The organism is Curvibacter sp. GW821-FHT09D12 (assembly GCF_059416245.1).
This window is the reverse complement of record NZ_JBWKOU010000008.1, coordinates 228,900-244,381: the sequence shown is the minus strand read 5'-3', so window position 1 is coordinate 244,381 and position 15,482 is coordinate 228,900. Positions and strand designations below refer to the sequence as shown.

At 62.8% G+C, this 15,482-nt stretch carries 11 protein-coding genes; 5 read left to right on the top strand and 6 right to left on the bottom strand.

What is annotated here, in order from left to right; translation table 11 throughout:
* Positions 1-12: 12 nt before the first annotated feature.
* The 4 genes from AC07PT_RS15430 to AC07PT_RS15415 all read right to left on the bottom strand — a co-directional run bounded on the left by AC07PT_RS15430 (position 13) and on the right by AC07PT_RS15415 (position 4,955).
* Positions 13-969 (bottom strand): LysR family transcriptional regulator, encoded by a 957-nt coding sequence (locus AC07PT_RS15430; protein WP_492347646.1) that lies wholly within the window; start codon positions 967-969, stop codon positions 13-15.
* A 401-nt stretch (positions 970-1,370) separates the two neighbouring features.
* The gene (locus AC07PT_RS15425) at positions 1,371-2,723 is read right to left on the bottom strand and encodes an MFS transporter (protein ID WP_494657192.1); all 1,353 of its coding nucleotides are present in this window, start codon (positions 2,721-2,723) and stop codon (positions 1,371-1,373) included.
* Between the two features lie 159 nt (positions 2,724-2,882).
* A complete protein-coding gene (locus AC07PT_RS15420; protein WP_494657191.1) occupies positions 2,883-3,920 on the bottom strand; it encodes a succinylglutamate desuccinylase/aspartoacylase family protein in 1,038 nt (345 codons plus the stop codon).
* 138 nt (positions 3,921-4,058) lie between these two features.
* Complete coding sequence (locus AC07PT_RS15415; RefSeq protein ID WP_494657190.1) at positions 4,059-4,955, bottom strand: LysR family transcriptional regulator; 897 nt, start codon at positions 4,953-4,955, stop codon at positions 4,059-4,061.
* Positions 4,956-5,077: 122 nt separating this feature from the next.
* Here AC07PT_RS15415 and AC07PT_RS15410 point away from each other — a divergent pair, with 122 nt between their 5' ends.
* The 5 genes from AC07PT_RS15410 (at position 5,078) to AC07PT_RS15390 (ending at position 11,168) form a co-directional block, all read left to right on the top strand.
* Complete coding sequence (locus AC07PT_RS15410) at positions 5,078-6,121, top strand: Bug family tripartite tricarboxylate transporter substrate binding protein (RefSeq protein WP_494657189.1); 1,044 nt, start codon at positions 5,078-5,080, stop codon at positions 6,119-6,121.
* The gene (locus AC07PT_RS15405) at positions 6,118-7,014 is read left to right on the top strand and encodes an MBL fold metallo-hydrolase (protein ID WP_494657188.1); all 897 of its coding nucleotides are present in this window, start codon (positions 6,118-6,120) and stop codon (positions 7,012-7,014) included. Before AC07PT_RS15410 ends, AC07PT_RS15405 begins: the two co-directional genes overlap by 4 nt.
* Before the next feature lie 240 nt (positions 7,015-7,254).
* A complete protein-coding gene (gene nosR, locus AC07PT_RS15400) occupies positions 7,255-8,547 on the top strand; it encodes a response regulator c-di-GMP phosphodiesterase, NosR family (RefSeq protein WP_494657187.1) in 1,293 nt (430 codons plus the stop codon).
* Positions 8,548-8,556: 9 nt separating this feature from the next.
* On the top strand, positions 8,557-9,003 hold the full coding sequence (locus tag AC07PT_RS15395; protein ID WP_494657186.1) for a response regulator: 447 nt from the start codon (positions 8,557-8,559) through the stop codon (positions 9,001-9,003).
* A 50-nt stretch (positions 9,004-9,053) separates the two neighbouring features.
* Positions 9,054-11,168, top strand: coding sequence for an ATP-binding protein (locus tag AC07PT_RS15390; RefSeq protein WP_494657185.1), 2,115 nt, complete (start codon positions 9,054-9,056; stop codon positions 11,166-11,168).
* Positions 11,169-11,202: 34 nt separating this feature from the next.
* Here AC07PT_RS15390 and AC07PT_RS15385 read toward each other — a convergent pair whose 3' ends face one another.
* The gene (locus AC07PT_RS15385) at positions 11,203-13,605 is read right to left on the bottom strand and encodes a two-component system response regulator (protein WP_494657184.1); all 2,403 of its coding nucleotides are present in this window, start codon (positions 13,603-13,605) and stop codon (positions 11,203-11,205) included.
* On the bottom strand, positions 13,602-15,449 hold the full coding sequence (locus AC07PT_RS15380; RefSeq protein ID WP_494657183.1) for a PAS domain S-box protein: 1,848 nt from the start codon (positions 15,447-15,449) through the stop codon (positions 13,602-13,604). The genes AC07PT_RS15385 and AC07PT_RS15380 overlap by 4 nt, the downstream gene beginning before the upstream one ends.
* Positions 15,450-15,482 lie beyond the last annotated feature (33 nt).

Sequence of the window (15,482 nt, the reverse complement as noted above, 5' to 3'; positions counted from 1 at the left end):
CACTGCAAGCGGTCAATGGGCGCTTTGGGTGCAGCGACCCAGCCACGGGTCTTTTTCGCTGTCGGGAAAGGCCTGCGTCAGGTGGTCCAGAAAAGCCTGGGTCTTGGCCGGTACGTGCTCACGCGTCGGAATGGCCGCGTGAAGGTTCAGGGCTGGCAGCCGCCAGTCGCCCAGCACGCATTGCAATTCACCGCTGGTGCAGGCCGGTGCCGCCACAAAGGACGGCAGCACCACCAGGCCCAGGCCCTGCAGCGCGGCCGAGCGGGCGGTCTCCAACTGGGTGGTGCTGAGCGCGACCTGGTTGAAGGCCATGGCATAGCTTTCGTCGGGCTGGCTGTCTCGGGCACTGGCGGGGGGCCGGCGAAAGCTCAGGTCGTGCACAAAAGGCAGGGCCACCAGGGCATGGTTGATCAGGTCTTTGGGGTGCTGCGGGCGCCCATGGGCTTTCAGGTAGTCGGGCGCGCCGCACAACACCAGCTGCGAGTGCGCCAGGCGCCGTGCCACAAAGTCGCCGTTCAAGGGCCGGGCATGGGTCATGACGACGCAGACGTCAAAGCCCTCGTCCAGGGTTTCGGCTTGGGCGTTGGTCGTCAGCTCGATCGTCACCTTGGGGTGCTTTTGCTTGAAGCTGTGAATGATGCGCACCAGCTCATAGGTGGCCAGCGAAGGGGGCGCCAGCACCTTGAGCCGGCCCCCCACCCGCTGCGTGGCCGACTGCACCGAGGCCTCGGCCTCTTCGATGTCGGCCAGGATGCGGCGCACCTGGTCCAGGTAGATGCGGCCCGCCTCGGTCAGCACCAGCTTGCGTGAGGTGGACCGGTTGAGCAGGCGTGCCGAAAGATGGGTTTCCAGATCGGAGATCAAACGGGTGACCACGGGCGGCGACATGTCGAGGGTGCGGGCCGCCGAGGCAAAGCCTTGGCAGTCGACCACGCGGCAGAAGACCTGCATGCTGAGCAGACGGTTCATGGTTGGGGCCTTGTGTGGAACAGGGGGTGGACAGCGGTTGCCCAGGCACTGGAGGTCAGGCGGGGTGGGGCACCGATCCCGATCAAAACGGGCCGCTTGTCGGGCAAGTGGGCTCAGTGTAGGGAGATCAGTTCGCCAGAGAAACCGTTTGCCAAGCAATTGGCTGTTCCTGAAATGGCAATAAAAGCAAAAATTAAATTTGTTCTATGTCCCTAATAGAAATAAATCAAACAGCGCATTTGCCGGACCTGATCAGGGGCTGCTCACCTTGAATCCGCTGGGGCTGTTGGGGTGCAGGTGTCTGTCTGCCGGGCCGGCGCGAACGAAAAAGCCCCCAGCAAGCTGCTGGGGGCCGAAAGGCGAAAGTCGGAAAGCGGGCCGGTCGCCCGGTACGGTGGCGCTCAGGTCGCTTGGGCGCTGCGCGACAAAGGCACCAGCAGGGTGAGCGCGGCCCCGGCGATGGCCAGGCAGGCCAGCACGTAGAAGATGGTGTTGAGCGGCAAGCCCGCCGCAATCAAGGCACTGCCCAGGATGGGGCCGCCGATGCCCCCGATGCGGCCAAAGCCGGCACACCAGGCCACGCCGGCGGCGCGCACCTGGGTGCGGTAGTAGTTGGCGACAAAGCCATAGATCAGGGTCTGTGTGCCGCTGGTACCCAGGCCCACGATGGCCACCACCGCCAGCAGCGCCGCCAGGGGCAGGCTCAGCGTGGCCAGCGCCAGGGCCAGTGCGCCCGTCACAAAGCTGGCGGCCACCACAGGCTTGGGGCCAAACCGGTCGGCAAAGCGCGAGGCTGCCATGGCACCGAACAGCGAGCCGCCATTGAGCACCGCCAAAAACGCCAACGAGCCCTTGGTGTTGTAGCCGGCGCGCAGCATCAGCTCAGGCAGCCAGGTGTTGAGCGAGTAGACCAGCAGCAGGCCGGTGGCGCTCATGCAGCCCAGGACCAGGGTCGGGCCCAGGTAGTACCGACCCAGCAGACCGGCAAAGCCGCTGCGGATCTGCGTGGGGTCAACGGTCGTGGAACCTGGCGTGGATGTGGACGCGAGTGAGGGTGTGGATGTGGATGCCAGCGGCAGCGGCACGCCGGTGCGCTGCGACAGCGCCTGGGCTTCGGCAGTGCGCCCGCGCGCCGCCAGCCAGGCGACCGATTCGGGCATCTTGAAATACGCCAGCGGCAGCAGGGTGAGCACAGGCAGCGCGCCGATCCAGAACATGCCTCGCCAGCCGATGTGCTGCATCAGGGCAATGGCCAGCATGGCCGACATCATGCTGCCCAACGGAATGCCGCCATTGCTGATGGCAATGAACAGGTTCTTCTTGTCACGCGGTGCGTACTCGGCCACCAGGGCTGCGGTCGTCGCCACCAGCGAGCCGATGCCCAGGCCGGTGGCAAAACGCATCCACCCGAAGGCGTCGGTGCTGTGGGTCATGGCCGTGAGGGCCATGCCGACCGAGAACCAGGCGTATGAGGCCAGCATCACCTTGCGCCGCCCGATGATGTCGCCCACTGAGCCCGCCAGAAGGGCGCCCAGTGCCACGCCGAACAGGGCGTAACTGCCCAGGGTGCCCGCGATGTGCGGGGTCACGCTGCCGATCTGGCTGTCATCGCGCAAAAAGGTGGAAACCACCGCGCCATAGACCACCAGGTCATAGCCGTCAAAGATCAGGCCCAGCGTGGCCAGGGTCAGGATCCACCAGACCGTGCGCATGCGGCGCGGGTCTTGTGGCGTGGGTGCTTGGGTGGGTGTCATGGGCGTTTTGTTGTGATCGATTGGGGTATCTATTGCATACATACAATATGCATACATATGATAAGTTTACGAATCAAAAACAAAACTAGGGTTAACACTTAAATCGATCCGCCGCGCCCCGTCGCACTGCAGGGTGGGTACCGGGCGTGCAGCGGCCTCTCAGGCGCGAGCGAGGGGGACCAGGCTTGCCAGGTGACCCAGGCAGTCGCCTGCGTCCACCCGGGCCAGCGCGCGGATGCACAGGGCCAGGCCCGAGCCCTTGAAGCGCACCTCAGTGGCTGGCCTGCTGGGTCGGGTGGGGTCGTGAATCCAGCCGGCGATCTGTCCGGCCTGCACTTCGTCGCCCAGTTGGAAGGCCGGCTCGAACAGGCCGGGCTCGGGCGCGAACACATAGTGGGCATCGCCGTCCACACGGTAAAGGCGGGTGGCCGGGTCGGGCTGCGGCGCTGGCGTCGGGGGCAGCAGGCCCATGCCCTGCATCAGGCGCTCGATGCAGGCCTCAGCCAGGGCCAGGCCTTCAGGGCTGCACACGGCCTGGCCGCCAAATTCGCCGCAGAAGAACAGCAGGCCATGGCGGTCCGCCGCGGCACCATAAGTGCGGTCTTCGCCCAGCAGGTCCATCACAAGTGTGCGCGGTGCGCCCAGCGCATGTACCAGCCGGCTGTAGTGCTCAGCCTGGCTCGGGTCGGTGGGCCACGCCGCCAGCACGGTGGGCAGGTAGTGGGTGGAGGCCCCACCTGCATGCAGATCGAAGGCCACGTCGGCCAGCGGGAACAGCACACTGTCCACGTAGTGGGCCAGCATCTCGGTGAGGCTGCCATTGCGTTGTCCTGGAAAGGCTCGGTTCAGGTTGCCCTGGTCGATGGGTGAGGTGCGGGTGCCCTGCATCAGGGCCGGAAAGTTCAGTCCCGGGATGACGATCAGGCGACCCCGGATCTGCAGTTGTGGCAGGCGCCGCATCAGCTTCATCAAGGCGATCGGGCCTTCAAACTCATCGCCGTGGTTGCCCCCGGTCAGCAGCAGGGTGGGGCCAGGCCCGTGATTCAGCACCGCGATGGGCACAGGGATGTGGCCGTAGCCCGATCGGTCGTGCGAGTAGGGCAGGCGCAGGTGGCCCGATTGCAGGCCGGGTCGGTCAAAGTCGATGTCGGTGCTGATGAGGGAGGGACGTGCAGACGCTGGGTCAACTGGGGGCATGGGAGGTGAACTGTTTCAGGGGGCCACCGCTGCAGCGCCCATCGCCGCAGACCCGCCGGCCCCGTGAAGCCGAACTATCGATTCAATGCGCAGAAACCGCCAATGCTGTTGATTGTTGGCTGTGATGCATTAAAAGCATCACAAGAGCGAAGGCGCCGTTGGCTGCAGGGCACCGAGAAACCGTTGCAGGCCCGGGCCGGTGCCCTCGCGCCGGCAGGCAAACGACAAGCTCAGGGGCACCGAGACATCGGCCAGGGGCACAAAGCGCACCCGGGCCGGCGGCCGGCCCCGGTTGGCGCCATTGACCAGCGCGATGCCGATGCCTGCCGACACCAGCGACAGCACGGCCGATTCACTGCCCACTTCTTGCACGATGTGGGGCGTCAGCCCGGCCTGGGTGCAGGCCCCCATCAGCCGATCGTGGTAGGCCGGGTACACCGGGCGCTCAAACATCACAAAGGGCTCGTCGGCCAGTTCGCTGGCCTGCACCAGAGGGCGCTGGGCCAGACGCGAACCCTCGGGCACGGCCAGGATCACGTCGTGCCGGGCCAGTGCCGTGCACTGCAACGCCGAATCCAGGGCTTCAAAGGGATAGATGAACCCGCCGTCCAGACCACCCGCTTGCAAGGCGTCCAGTTGCTGCGGTGTGCTCATCGGAAACAGCTGGATGCGCAGGCCTGGGGCTTCCTGCTGCAGGCGGCCGATGGCGTCTGGCACCAGGCCGTCCCAGCCCGCGCTTTCGATCAGGCCCAGGCGCAGGCTGCCCAGCAGGCCGGCGGCCCGCAACTGCACCGAGCGCTTGGCCTCCTGCACGGCGGCCAGGATGCGCTGGGTATCGGCCTGGAAGGCACGGCCTGCTTCGGTCAGGCACAGTCCGCGGCTGCTGCGCTCGAACAGGCTCACGCCCAGTTCGGCCTCCAGGTCCTGGATCTGACGCGACACCGCAGGCTGGGTCACATGCAGGTGCTCCGAGGCGGCGCGCACACTCTGGTGCTCGGCCACCATGGCGAAATAACGGAGATGGCGCAGTTCCATGTTGGGCGTGTCCTTGTGCGGGTGATGCTTTTGAGGCATCAAGCAAGCAAAAAGAATGAATTGTGATGTGGGTTCTCGCTCAGCATAGTGGATGGCACCCTCAACTCCAACCGGTGCCCCTCATGACGCTTCGCCTCCTGACCCATCCACGCTCTGCGGTTCGCCGTTCTGCCCTGTTGCTGGGCCTGATGGCCGCGCTGGCCCTGCCGACGCTGGGCCAGGCCAGCCCCGTGGCCGCCGGCACCGCGCCGGCCTGGAACCCTGACAAGCCCATCCGCCTCATCGTGCCCTGGGCCCCGGGCGGTGCCGTCGATGGCACCTCGCGGGCCCTGGCCAGCGGTCTGGGCGCGCGCCTGCACCAGCCCGTCATCGTCGAAAACAAGCCCGGTGCCAGTGGCATGGTGGGAGCCGGCTATGCCGCCGCCAGCCCGGCCGATGGCTACACCTTCTTCATGGGCAATGTGGACACCCAGGTGGTCAATCCCCTGCTGTTTGCCAAAACCCTGCGCTACGACGCGGTCAACGCGTTTGACCCGGTGCTTGAACTGGGCCGCGTGCCCATGGCGGTGGTTGAGCGCGCGGGCGTCAACGTGCGCAACGCCCAAGACCTGCAGCGCCTGGCGCGCGACAAGCCCGGCAGTGCCAGCTATGGCACCTGGGGCATCGGCAGCACGGCCCACCTGGCCTTTGCGCTGCTGGAGCAACAAAGCGGCGTGGACCTGAATCACCTGCCCTACCAGGGCGCCACCCCGGCCTATGCCGCCTTGCTGGGCGGGCACATCGAGTTTGCCCTGGCCCAGGTGCCCTGGGCCCTGGCGGCCCAACGCGATGGCAAGGTGCAGATCCTGGGCGTCACCTCGGCCCAGCGCAGCACGCTGGACCCCAGCCTGCCCACGTTGGCTGAATTGGGTTTCAAGGATTACGCTGTCGAGCAATGGGTGGGGCTGTTTGCGCCCCGGGGTGTGCCGGCCGATCTGCGCGAGCGACTGGGCCGTGAGGTGAACGCCTGGCTCAAGACGTCCGAAGCCCAGACCGCCCTGCGCGCTGCCGGCGTCGAGCCCGCGGGGGGCACTGCCGAGCAACTGGCGAGCCGTCAAAAATCCGAATCCGTGTTCTGGCAGCGCCTGATCCGGGCCCGCAACATCACCGTGGAGAACCTGCAATGAGCGAGTTGTTCGGCACCCAGGCCCCCACCGGCCCCGTCCACCAGGTGGGCGAGTGGTCCATCTGGAAGGTGGAGGAGCGCTGCATCGACAACTTTGCGCCTGCCTTCCTGTTCCCGGCCTGGGATGAAGCCACTGCGCCGGCGCGCACCGCCTGGGCCGATGCCAGCACCACCGCCGATGAGGGCCGCAGCCTGCGCCTGAGCATCCACAGCTGGGTGTTGCGCCGCCCCGGCCAGACCGTGGTGCTGGACACCGGCATCGGCAATGGCCGCGAGCGGCCCGGCAAGGCCATCTTCCATCAGCTCAACACCGCTTACCTGAGCCGCTTGCAGGCCAGTGGTGTGCAGCCCGACCAGGTTGACCTGGTGATCAACACCCATTTGCACACCGACCACGTGGGCTGGAACACCCACTGGCTGGACGGGCGCTGGCAGCCTTTGTTCAGCCGGGCCTGCTACCGCTTCCCAGCCCCTGAATTGGCGCACATTCGCCAGCACACCGGCCACCTGGCCCCGGTCTGGCGCGACAGCATCGAGCCCGTGGTGCAGGCCGGCCTGCATCTGCCCATTGGCTTCGAGCCCACCGTCATCGCGCCGGGCCTGACGATGGTGCCCACCCCGGGCCACACGGCCGGCCACATGAGCCTGTGGCTGGTGTCAGAGGGGCAGCACGCGCTGTTCGGTGGCGATGTGATGCACCACCCGCTGCAGGTGTTGGCGCCGGCGCTGAGTTCGGTCTTTTGCGAAGACCCGGTCCAGGCCGGCGCCACCCGCAGCGCCTTGCTCCACGAACTCAGCGAGCGGCGGGCCCTGTACTTCAGCTCGCACTTTCCGGGCAGCTCGGTCGGGCGGGTGCAGCGGGCGGGGCAGCGCTATCGGTGGGTCGCTGAATAAGCAGCGTTGCCTTGCTTGGCCTTGCAGCAGACACCAGCCGGATCAACGCCGGCAGGGGCCGATGCCTGCGCGCATTGAATGGCAGAAAGGCTTTGTCAGTCGTCGATAAATTCAGGGTCAATCCAGCCTGAAAATGATCGGGTCTTGTGTAGACTGAACCAAGGCACCGTTTCTTTTGAGAATATGGCGACAGGTTTCAGAGCGACGGGCCAATGAATATCTCAGCAGAGAGGACCCGCAATGACTGCTTCGACCCAAGAATCCAGTGAAAGCTGGACTATTTTGTGTGTCGACGATGAGCCTCACATCCTGAGTTCTCTGCGCAGGCTGCTGAAGCCCTGTGGCTATCAATTTCTCGGCGCCAACAGTGCCGAGGAAGCGATTGCCCGGCTCGCAGAAGAAAAAGTGGATTTGATCATATCTGACATGCGAATGCCCGGCATGCAGGGCGCCGAGTTCTTGGGGATTGCGCGGCAAAAGTGGCCCTCGATCACCCGGGTCATGTTGACCGGCTACTCGGATGTCAGTTCAACCATCGAGGCCATCAATAAAGGTGAGATCTACCGATATATTGCCAAGCCCTGGAATGATATTGAGGTACTGGGGGTTATCAACCAAGCCTTTGAACGTCATCGCATGGAGAGAGAAAATCTGCGTCTGCAAGCGGAGCTTCTTTCCAGAAATGAGGAATTGAATCGCCTGAACGAATCCTTGGAAGAGCGTGTGCAAGCTCGTACCAAAGAAGTCGAACGCATGGCGCAACAAATCAGAAAAAGCCACATCAATTCCATCAAAATATTCTCGACCCTGCTTGAATGGCGAGAGGGTTTATTGGCTGGGCATTCGCGTCGAGTGGCCGACATGGCGCGAAGACTGGCCAAAGCCATGGATTGTTCTGAACAAGAGCTTCAAGATATTTTCATTGCCGGCCTGATTCATGACATCGGGTTGATCTCGCTCCCTGATTCGGTGATTGAAAAGCCGGTTTCATTGTTGCAGGGCGACGATTTGCTGCGCTATGAAAAGCATCCTTCTTTTGGTGAGCAGATCCTGTTGTCGCAGGATGATCAGCAGGGGGTTGCCAGCATCATCCGCTCGCATCACGAGCGTCATGACGGGGCGGGATTTCCGGATCGGCTGCACGGCACGCAGATTCCGCTGGGGGCCCGCATCATCGGAATCGCCGACACCTACGATGACCTGTGCTTCGGACGCATCACCAGTGCCAGATTGAGTGATGCGGATGCCCGGCTGGTGATTTCCAGGGGGCGAGGCAGCCAGTTTGATCCAGAAATCGTTGATGTCTTTCTGCAAATGCTGCTGGCAGCTCAACCCCAAGCTGAAAAGCCACCTCGGCAGCTGCGCTCAGAGGCCTTGCGTGCCGGCATGTGCCTGGCCCGGGATCTGATGTCTCCCGAGGGGCTGATCCTGCTGTCTGCCGGTCATGTGATTCATGCTGACCTGATCAAACGCATCCGGTCGCGTGAAGCCAGAGAATCGAGTCATTATATTTTTCACATCAAGAATGACTGAGGATCGATCATGAAACAAAGAATCATCTTCATCGACGACGAGCCCAATATCATTTCAGCACTCAAGCGCGTGCTGCTTCCGGCGCTGTCTGAAACGGCAGATATTTATTTCACGTCCGACCTGCAAAAGGCGCTTGAGTGGGTGCGTGAGATCGAGTTCGATGTCATCGTTTCAGATTATTTGATGCCCGACATGAGTGGTCTTGAGTTCATCAAGATCGCCAAGGCACTGCAGCCGGATGCCGTTCTTCTGATGCTCAGTGCCTCCACAGAGTTTGAAGTCATGCGCACTGCAGTCAATGAGTTGAATATATATAAATACCTCATCAAGCCGTGGGTGTCTGACGAGTTGTGCCGAGATATTGCTATGGCTTTGAATAAGGCGTCCGATGATCGCTATCAGAGGGAGTTGGCTGGTGTGGGGCTGATTCAATTCAGACCTGCCGCCTCCGACTGAAGGAACTGTCCCGGACGGTGCGATGTTCAACCTGGATTTTCAGCGAGTTGATGATGGGTGTTCTGGAATTGAAGATACTTGAGGCCATCAGTCAGCCCATCTTTGTCTGCGATGGGCAAAGGATTGTTCATGCCAATGAAAAGATGCTGCGTTTGCTGGGCCGCAGTCTGGCGGATCTGCAGTCCACGACGGGCATTGATTTTTTCTCCGATGAGCATTCATCCAAGGCGAATCATTACTTGCGCACCTGCCTGGACAGCAACGTGGCGTCCCCGTCGATCGAGTTGGACATCCGCTCCGCAAGCGGCTTGACGCGATGCATCGAACTCACAGGTGTCAAACATGCCATGGCAGAGCGGGCGGTGGTGATCTGTACCTGCCAGGACCTGAGCGACATTCGAATTGTTCAGGACAGTTTGATGGAGATGGGGCAGCGACTCAATCAGATCATCGAGAATGACCCGGTCGCGACCTTGGTCATGAATGCCGACCACGTCGTGACCCACTGGAATGCGGCGGCTGAGCATTTGACCGGGGTCAGCAAGGCGGCCATGGTCGGCGGGCGTGATGCATGGCGCCCTTTTTATGTCAGTGCTCGGCCGATTCTGGCCGATTTGATCATCGAAGGCTCGGTGGATGCCGCGATGCCTGTGTTGTACAAGGGCCTCGGAAAGAAATCCAACCTGATCCCGAATGCCGTCGAGGCCGAAGACTTCTTTCCGAACATCGGCGCCAGTGGTTGCTGGTTGTATTTTTCGGCAGCGCCGTTGCGCAATTCAAAGGGCCAGCTGGTGGGGGCCATCGAAACCTTGCAGGACGTCACCAGTCGCAGAGATGCCGAGGACGCGCTGCGCCGTCAGCAATTGGCGCTCGAGTGGTCGGTGGCAGAACGCACGGCCGAGGTGCGCGCGCAGCATCAGCAAATTGAGGCGCTGCTGGAAAATGCCCCCATTGGCATTGTCAAGATCAAGGACGGTGTGATTTCGAGATTGAATGACACCTTTGTCGAAATGTTCGAATTGCAAGATCTGCCCATCGACCAATTGCGGGTTGAGCACATATTTGCCAGCCGCGATGATTACGACTTCATTCGAAAAATGTCGCGTCCAATGCTCAAGGCGGGGGCGGCTTTCAATTATGAAGCCCGAATGAAAACCCATCTGGGAAACCTGCGCTGGATTCAATTGATTGGATATCCGGCTCAACCAGGCGCTGGTGACGAAAGTTCGTGGTGGCTATTGCTGGATCGAACCGATATCAAGACTGCTCATGAAAATCTGCAGAAAAATTTTGATCGGATCAAGGATATCAATGACAAGCTGGAAGAGGCCCAGAATCAACTGCTTCAGTCTGAAAAAATGGCCTCGATAGGGCAGTTGGCCGCCGGGGTGGCTCACGAAATCAACAATCCGCTTGGCTTTGTCAGTTCGAACATCGGGGCATTGGGTCGGTATTCTAAAGACCTGCTGGAGGTCGGGCGGACCGCGATGGCGTTGTTGAAAATGCAGGATCGCCCGCCTGCTGATCGCGCCTGGGCCGATCTCGCAGCGTCATTTGAGCGGTTTGACTTTGAGTTTCTGGCCGAAGACCTGCCCAACCTGCTCAGCGAGACAGAAGACGGTCTCAACCGTGTGAAGCGGATTGTGCAAGACCTCAAGGATTTTTCCAGGGTGGACCACGATGAGTGGGCAGAGGCCGACATCAACCAGGGGCTGGATTCGACGCTGAACGTCGTCAGAAATGAGGTGAAGTACAAGGCTGAAGTCATCAAGAACTACGCCGTCCTGCCACGGGTGAAATGCCTGGCGGCCCAGATCAATCAGGTGTTCATGAACCTGATTGTCAATGCGGCGCAAGCGATCCAGGACAAAGGTCGGATCGTGCTTCAGACCGAGTTGCGCGACGGTTGGGTGGTGGTTTCGGTGTCGGATACCGGCTGCGGCATGTCCGAGGACGTCAAGAAGCGCATTTTTGAACCTTTCTACACCACCAAACCTGTTGGGCAAGGGACCGGCCTGGGCCTGTCGCTTTCCTACTCCATCGTTCAGAAGCATGGGGGCCGCATCGAGGTCGACTCAACACCCGGTGTCGGGACAACGTTCAGCGTGCACCTCCCGCTGGTGCCTCCCCCGCGGGCGCAGCCCCCGACCGCACCCAGGGCCTGACGCGGCGCCCGGAGGCACGCCGGAGCCCGAACCATCAAGGGCTGCCCGGCCCCAGCAAAACGGCCAGCTCCTGCGGCGGCATCGGGCGCGCGAACAGATAGCCCTGTCCCATGGGGCAGCCCTGCGCACACAGAAAGGCCAGTTGTGCCTCGGTCTCGATGCCCTCCGCCGTCACTTCCATCTCCAAGGTCTTGCTGAGCCCGATGATGGCTCGCACGATGGCCATGTCGTTGGCATTGCCGGGCAGGTCCCGCACAAAGGACTGATCGATCTTGATGCGATCCAAGGGCAGATGCTTCAGATAAGACAACGAAGAAAATCCGGTCCCGAAGTCGTCCACCGCGATGCGGATGCCCATGGATCGCAATTGCCACAGCACCCGCCGGCTCAGCTCCAACTCCTGCAGCAGGCTTTCCGTGATTTCCAGTTCAAGAAATTGCGGCGTGAATCCAGAGTCCTCCAGCGCTTCGGTCACATCCTGTATGAAGTTTTCTGCCGCCATCTGGCGGACCGAGACGTTGACCGCCACGGTCAGGTTTGGGTGGCCTTGCCGGTGCCAGGCGGCACCTTGTTGGCAGGCCGCGTGCAAGACCCAGCGTCCCACGGCCTCGATGAGTCCGGATTCTTCCGCAACGGGGATGAACCGGGCCGGTGACACGAGTCCGTTCTCGGGGTGTTGCCAGCGCACCAGTGCTTCGACGCCGATGATCTGCCGCCCTGGCAGCGCCACGACCGGTTGGTAGTACAGCATCAGCTCCTGGTGTTCGACGGCGTGGCGCAGCCCCTGCTCGATCCGCATGCGTTCATGAACCCGCTCTGCCATCTCCGGCGCGTAGAAGCAATAGCGGTTGCGACCCCGTCGCTTGGCGTCGTACATGGCACTGTCGGCAGCCCGTATCAGGTGGTCCACATCCTCGCCGTTGGCTGGAAAGACCGCGATTCCCAGGCTGGCCGACACCACCAGGCGCTTGTGACCGCTCAAGTCCAGGGGCTCGCGCACGGCCCGCAACAGCTTGTCGGCCAGGCCGGCTCCGTCCTCGATGCGAAGCATGTCGGGTGCCAGCACCACGAACTCATCCCCGCCGAGGCGAAACGCCATGTCTGCGCGTCGGATTGTTCCACGCAGGCGTTGCGCAACCTGTTTCAGCAGCTCGTCACCCACGGCATGGCCCAGGGTGTCGTTGATCGTCTTGAACCCATCCAGGTCGATGAAGATCAACGCAATCGGTATGCCGGAGCGCCGGGAACGCTCGATTTCACTCTCCATGCACTCGGCCAGCAGGTTGCGATTGCCGAGCCCTGTGAGGGCGTCATGAAAGGCCAGGTGATTGAGTTGCAGTTCAGCGTCGCGAATGGCGCTCAGGTCGGAGAAGGCCAGCACGTACTGGACCACCTGGCCAAGGTCATCGCGCACGGCGCACACGTGTTCCCAGGCGGTGAAGCGCTCGCCGGACCGCCTCAGACACACGGTTTCACCGTTCCAGTAGCCGTGTTCCGAAGCCTCCAGTCGTTCGTAGAAGACCGGGCTGTGCCGACGCGCGTGCAACACCTCGTCTGGCGTGCGGCCAATCACTTCGTCGGGCTCCATGGCGGTCAGCAGGGTGAACGCTGGGTTGATCGACACGATGCGTTGTTGCTTGTCCATGATCGCGATGCCCTCGGCCGTGGTGCGGAAAACGACGCTGGCCTGGCGCAGCTTTTCCTCCATTTCCTTGCGCTCTGTCACATCGCGCAGCACCCCGACAACGCGGTGCTCACCGTGCCGTTTTGCGTGGATCTCGGCCCACAGATGCACCCCGGCATCGCGCTGCAGGCGCACGGTGGCGCAGGCCATGCCAGGTTGTTGCAGGGCCTCGACCAGCACGGCGCGGTCGTCGCCATGGACCTGATGGAGCAAGGCGCTCTCACCTTCCAGAAAGGTCGTGGGGGCGCCCCCTACGATGCGTGAGAAATGCCCTCCGATCTTCAGGTGTCCGCTGTCCGTGTCCCACTCCCATACACCCAGCTCAGCGGCATCGACCGCCAGCCGCAGCCGCTCCTCGGCGCTTTCGATGTCCAGCTCGGCGGTGCGGCGGCTCAGGGCCATCTGCAAGGTGGCGCGCAGCTCGCGCATCTCATAGGGCTTGACCAGGTAACCATAGGGTGCGCTGGCCGCCGCTCTGCGCAGGTTGTCGTCTTCGGCGTAGGCCGTCAGAAAGATGATGGGCACAGGAACGACCGATCGGATCGCGCGGGCCGCCTCGGTGCCGTCCATCGGTCCTTCCAGGTGGATGTCCATCAGGATCAGGTCGGGTGGGCTTCGCCGTGCCAATTCGATCGCTGCGGGGCCGGTGGCCACGATGCCTGTGATCTCGCACCCCAGGGCCTCCAGGGCCTGCTTCAGGTCGAGTGCCACGATGCGTTCGTCTTCGACAATCTGGATGCGGGTGTTTTTCATGGCACGTCCCGGTGTTCCTGGGTGGAGTCGTCCAACGGCTGCAGGACCACGTCAAAGCGGGTTCCCTGCTCACTTGCCATGTGCAACTGGCCTTGCAGCTGCTCCACCAGCAGCGGGATCAGCTGAAAGCCCAGCGACCGGGCCTGGCCCAACGCCGGTCCTTCAGGCAGGCCGATGCCGTTGTCGCTGACCACGATGCGGCCCCGGCCCTGTGCATCACGGTCCAGGATGACCTGGACCTCGCCGGGCCGCTGGTCCGGGAAAGCGTGTTTGAGTGCGTTGGTCACCAGTTCCGTGACCAGCAAGCCGCAGGGCACGGCACGTTGCAGGTCGAGTGCGACCTTGTGGCGGTGGTGCACCAGCAGTTGCACATGCGGTCTGCCCCGGAGCATCGATTCGCGCAGCAGGCTGGCCAGCCGTTCCAGGTAGGTCCCCAGGTCGATCTCGTTGAAGTCGTGCCGCTCGTACAGCAGCTGGTGGATCAGGGCCATGGCCTTGACCCGGCGCTGGCTTTCTTCCAGCAAGGCCTGGGCTTGGGGCGGGGCATGGCGTGCCTGCAGGCTCAGCAGGCTGGAGACCACCTGAAGGTTGTTTTTGACACGGTGATGCACCTCCCCCAACAGGGCGGTCTTTTCGCCCAAGGCCCGCTCGATCTGCAGTTGGGCTGCCTTGCGATCCGTCACGTCAACAATGGTGGCCAGCACACGCTGGGATTGGCTGGTGGTGATCGGGTTGAGGCCGATCTCCACCGGAAACTCGCTGCCGTCACGGCGGCGTGCGTACAGTTCACGCCGCTGTGCCATTTCCCGGGCAGAGGGCTGGGCGAAGAAGGTCTGGCGCAGGCTGGGATGGCGTGCCCGGTAGCGTTCGGGCATCAGCATCTCGATGGTCATGCCGAGAAACTCCTCGCGCGAGTAGCCGAACAATGCAACCATTTTTCCGTTGACCATCTGCAGGCGCCCGTGAATGTCGACCATGGCCATGCCGTCCGGCGACGACTCCACGGCCTGCCTGAAGCGCTCCTCGCTCTGCCTCAATTCCTGTTCGCTTTGCTGGCGGCTGCTGATGTCGATCGACGAGGCGATCAGGTGCGTGATGACGCCGGCACTGTCGCGCAGGGGGGCGAGCATCAGGTCGGTGGTGATGCGGCCATCTTCGCGCGACCGCATCACCACATCGAAACGCACCACCTCGCCCTGGGCGGCCTGGCCCACCGAATCCCTGAGCTGCCCTTGCACACCGGGGTCATAGTTCCACCAGTGGCAGTCCCAGAACTTGCGCCCCAGCACAGCGTCCATGCCGATGCCGGCGGCGTCCAGCGGCGCCTGATTGGTTTCGATCAGCGTGCCATCGGGCAAGAGGATGCCGACAAAGGCGAACAAGGTATTGAGCAGCCTTTGCAGATGCCGTTCATGGGCTTCGTTCTGCAACTCGTTCTGACGCTGCAGGGTCACGTCCTGCACGAGCGCTAGAACGCCCTGCAGCGAGCCCTGCTCGTCGCGGTAGGGGTGGTAGCTGGCCCGCCAGCAGCGGGCCGCCTCACGTGGCGCGCCCGGGCCGGGCTCGACGCCGGGCTCCATGACGACCTCGTCGATCACTGGCAAGCCTGTGCTGAGCACACGCTGCAGCAACTCTTCGATCCGATCGGCCGCCGTGGGCAGCACTTCGCGCACGGTCCGGCCCAGGTGGGCGTCGACGGGCAGGCCGTTCGATTGGGCCAGGCAGGTGTTGATGCTCAGATATCGGAAGTCTGTGTCCAGCAAGGCCATGCCGTGGGGCACCACGTTCAGCGTGGCGTCCAGCAAATGGCGGCAAGACGGATTGAACCCTGCAAGACCCTGCATACCCCTCCCTCAAGGGTTGAGCTGTTGACGTCA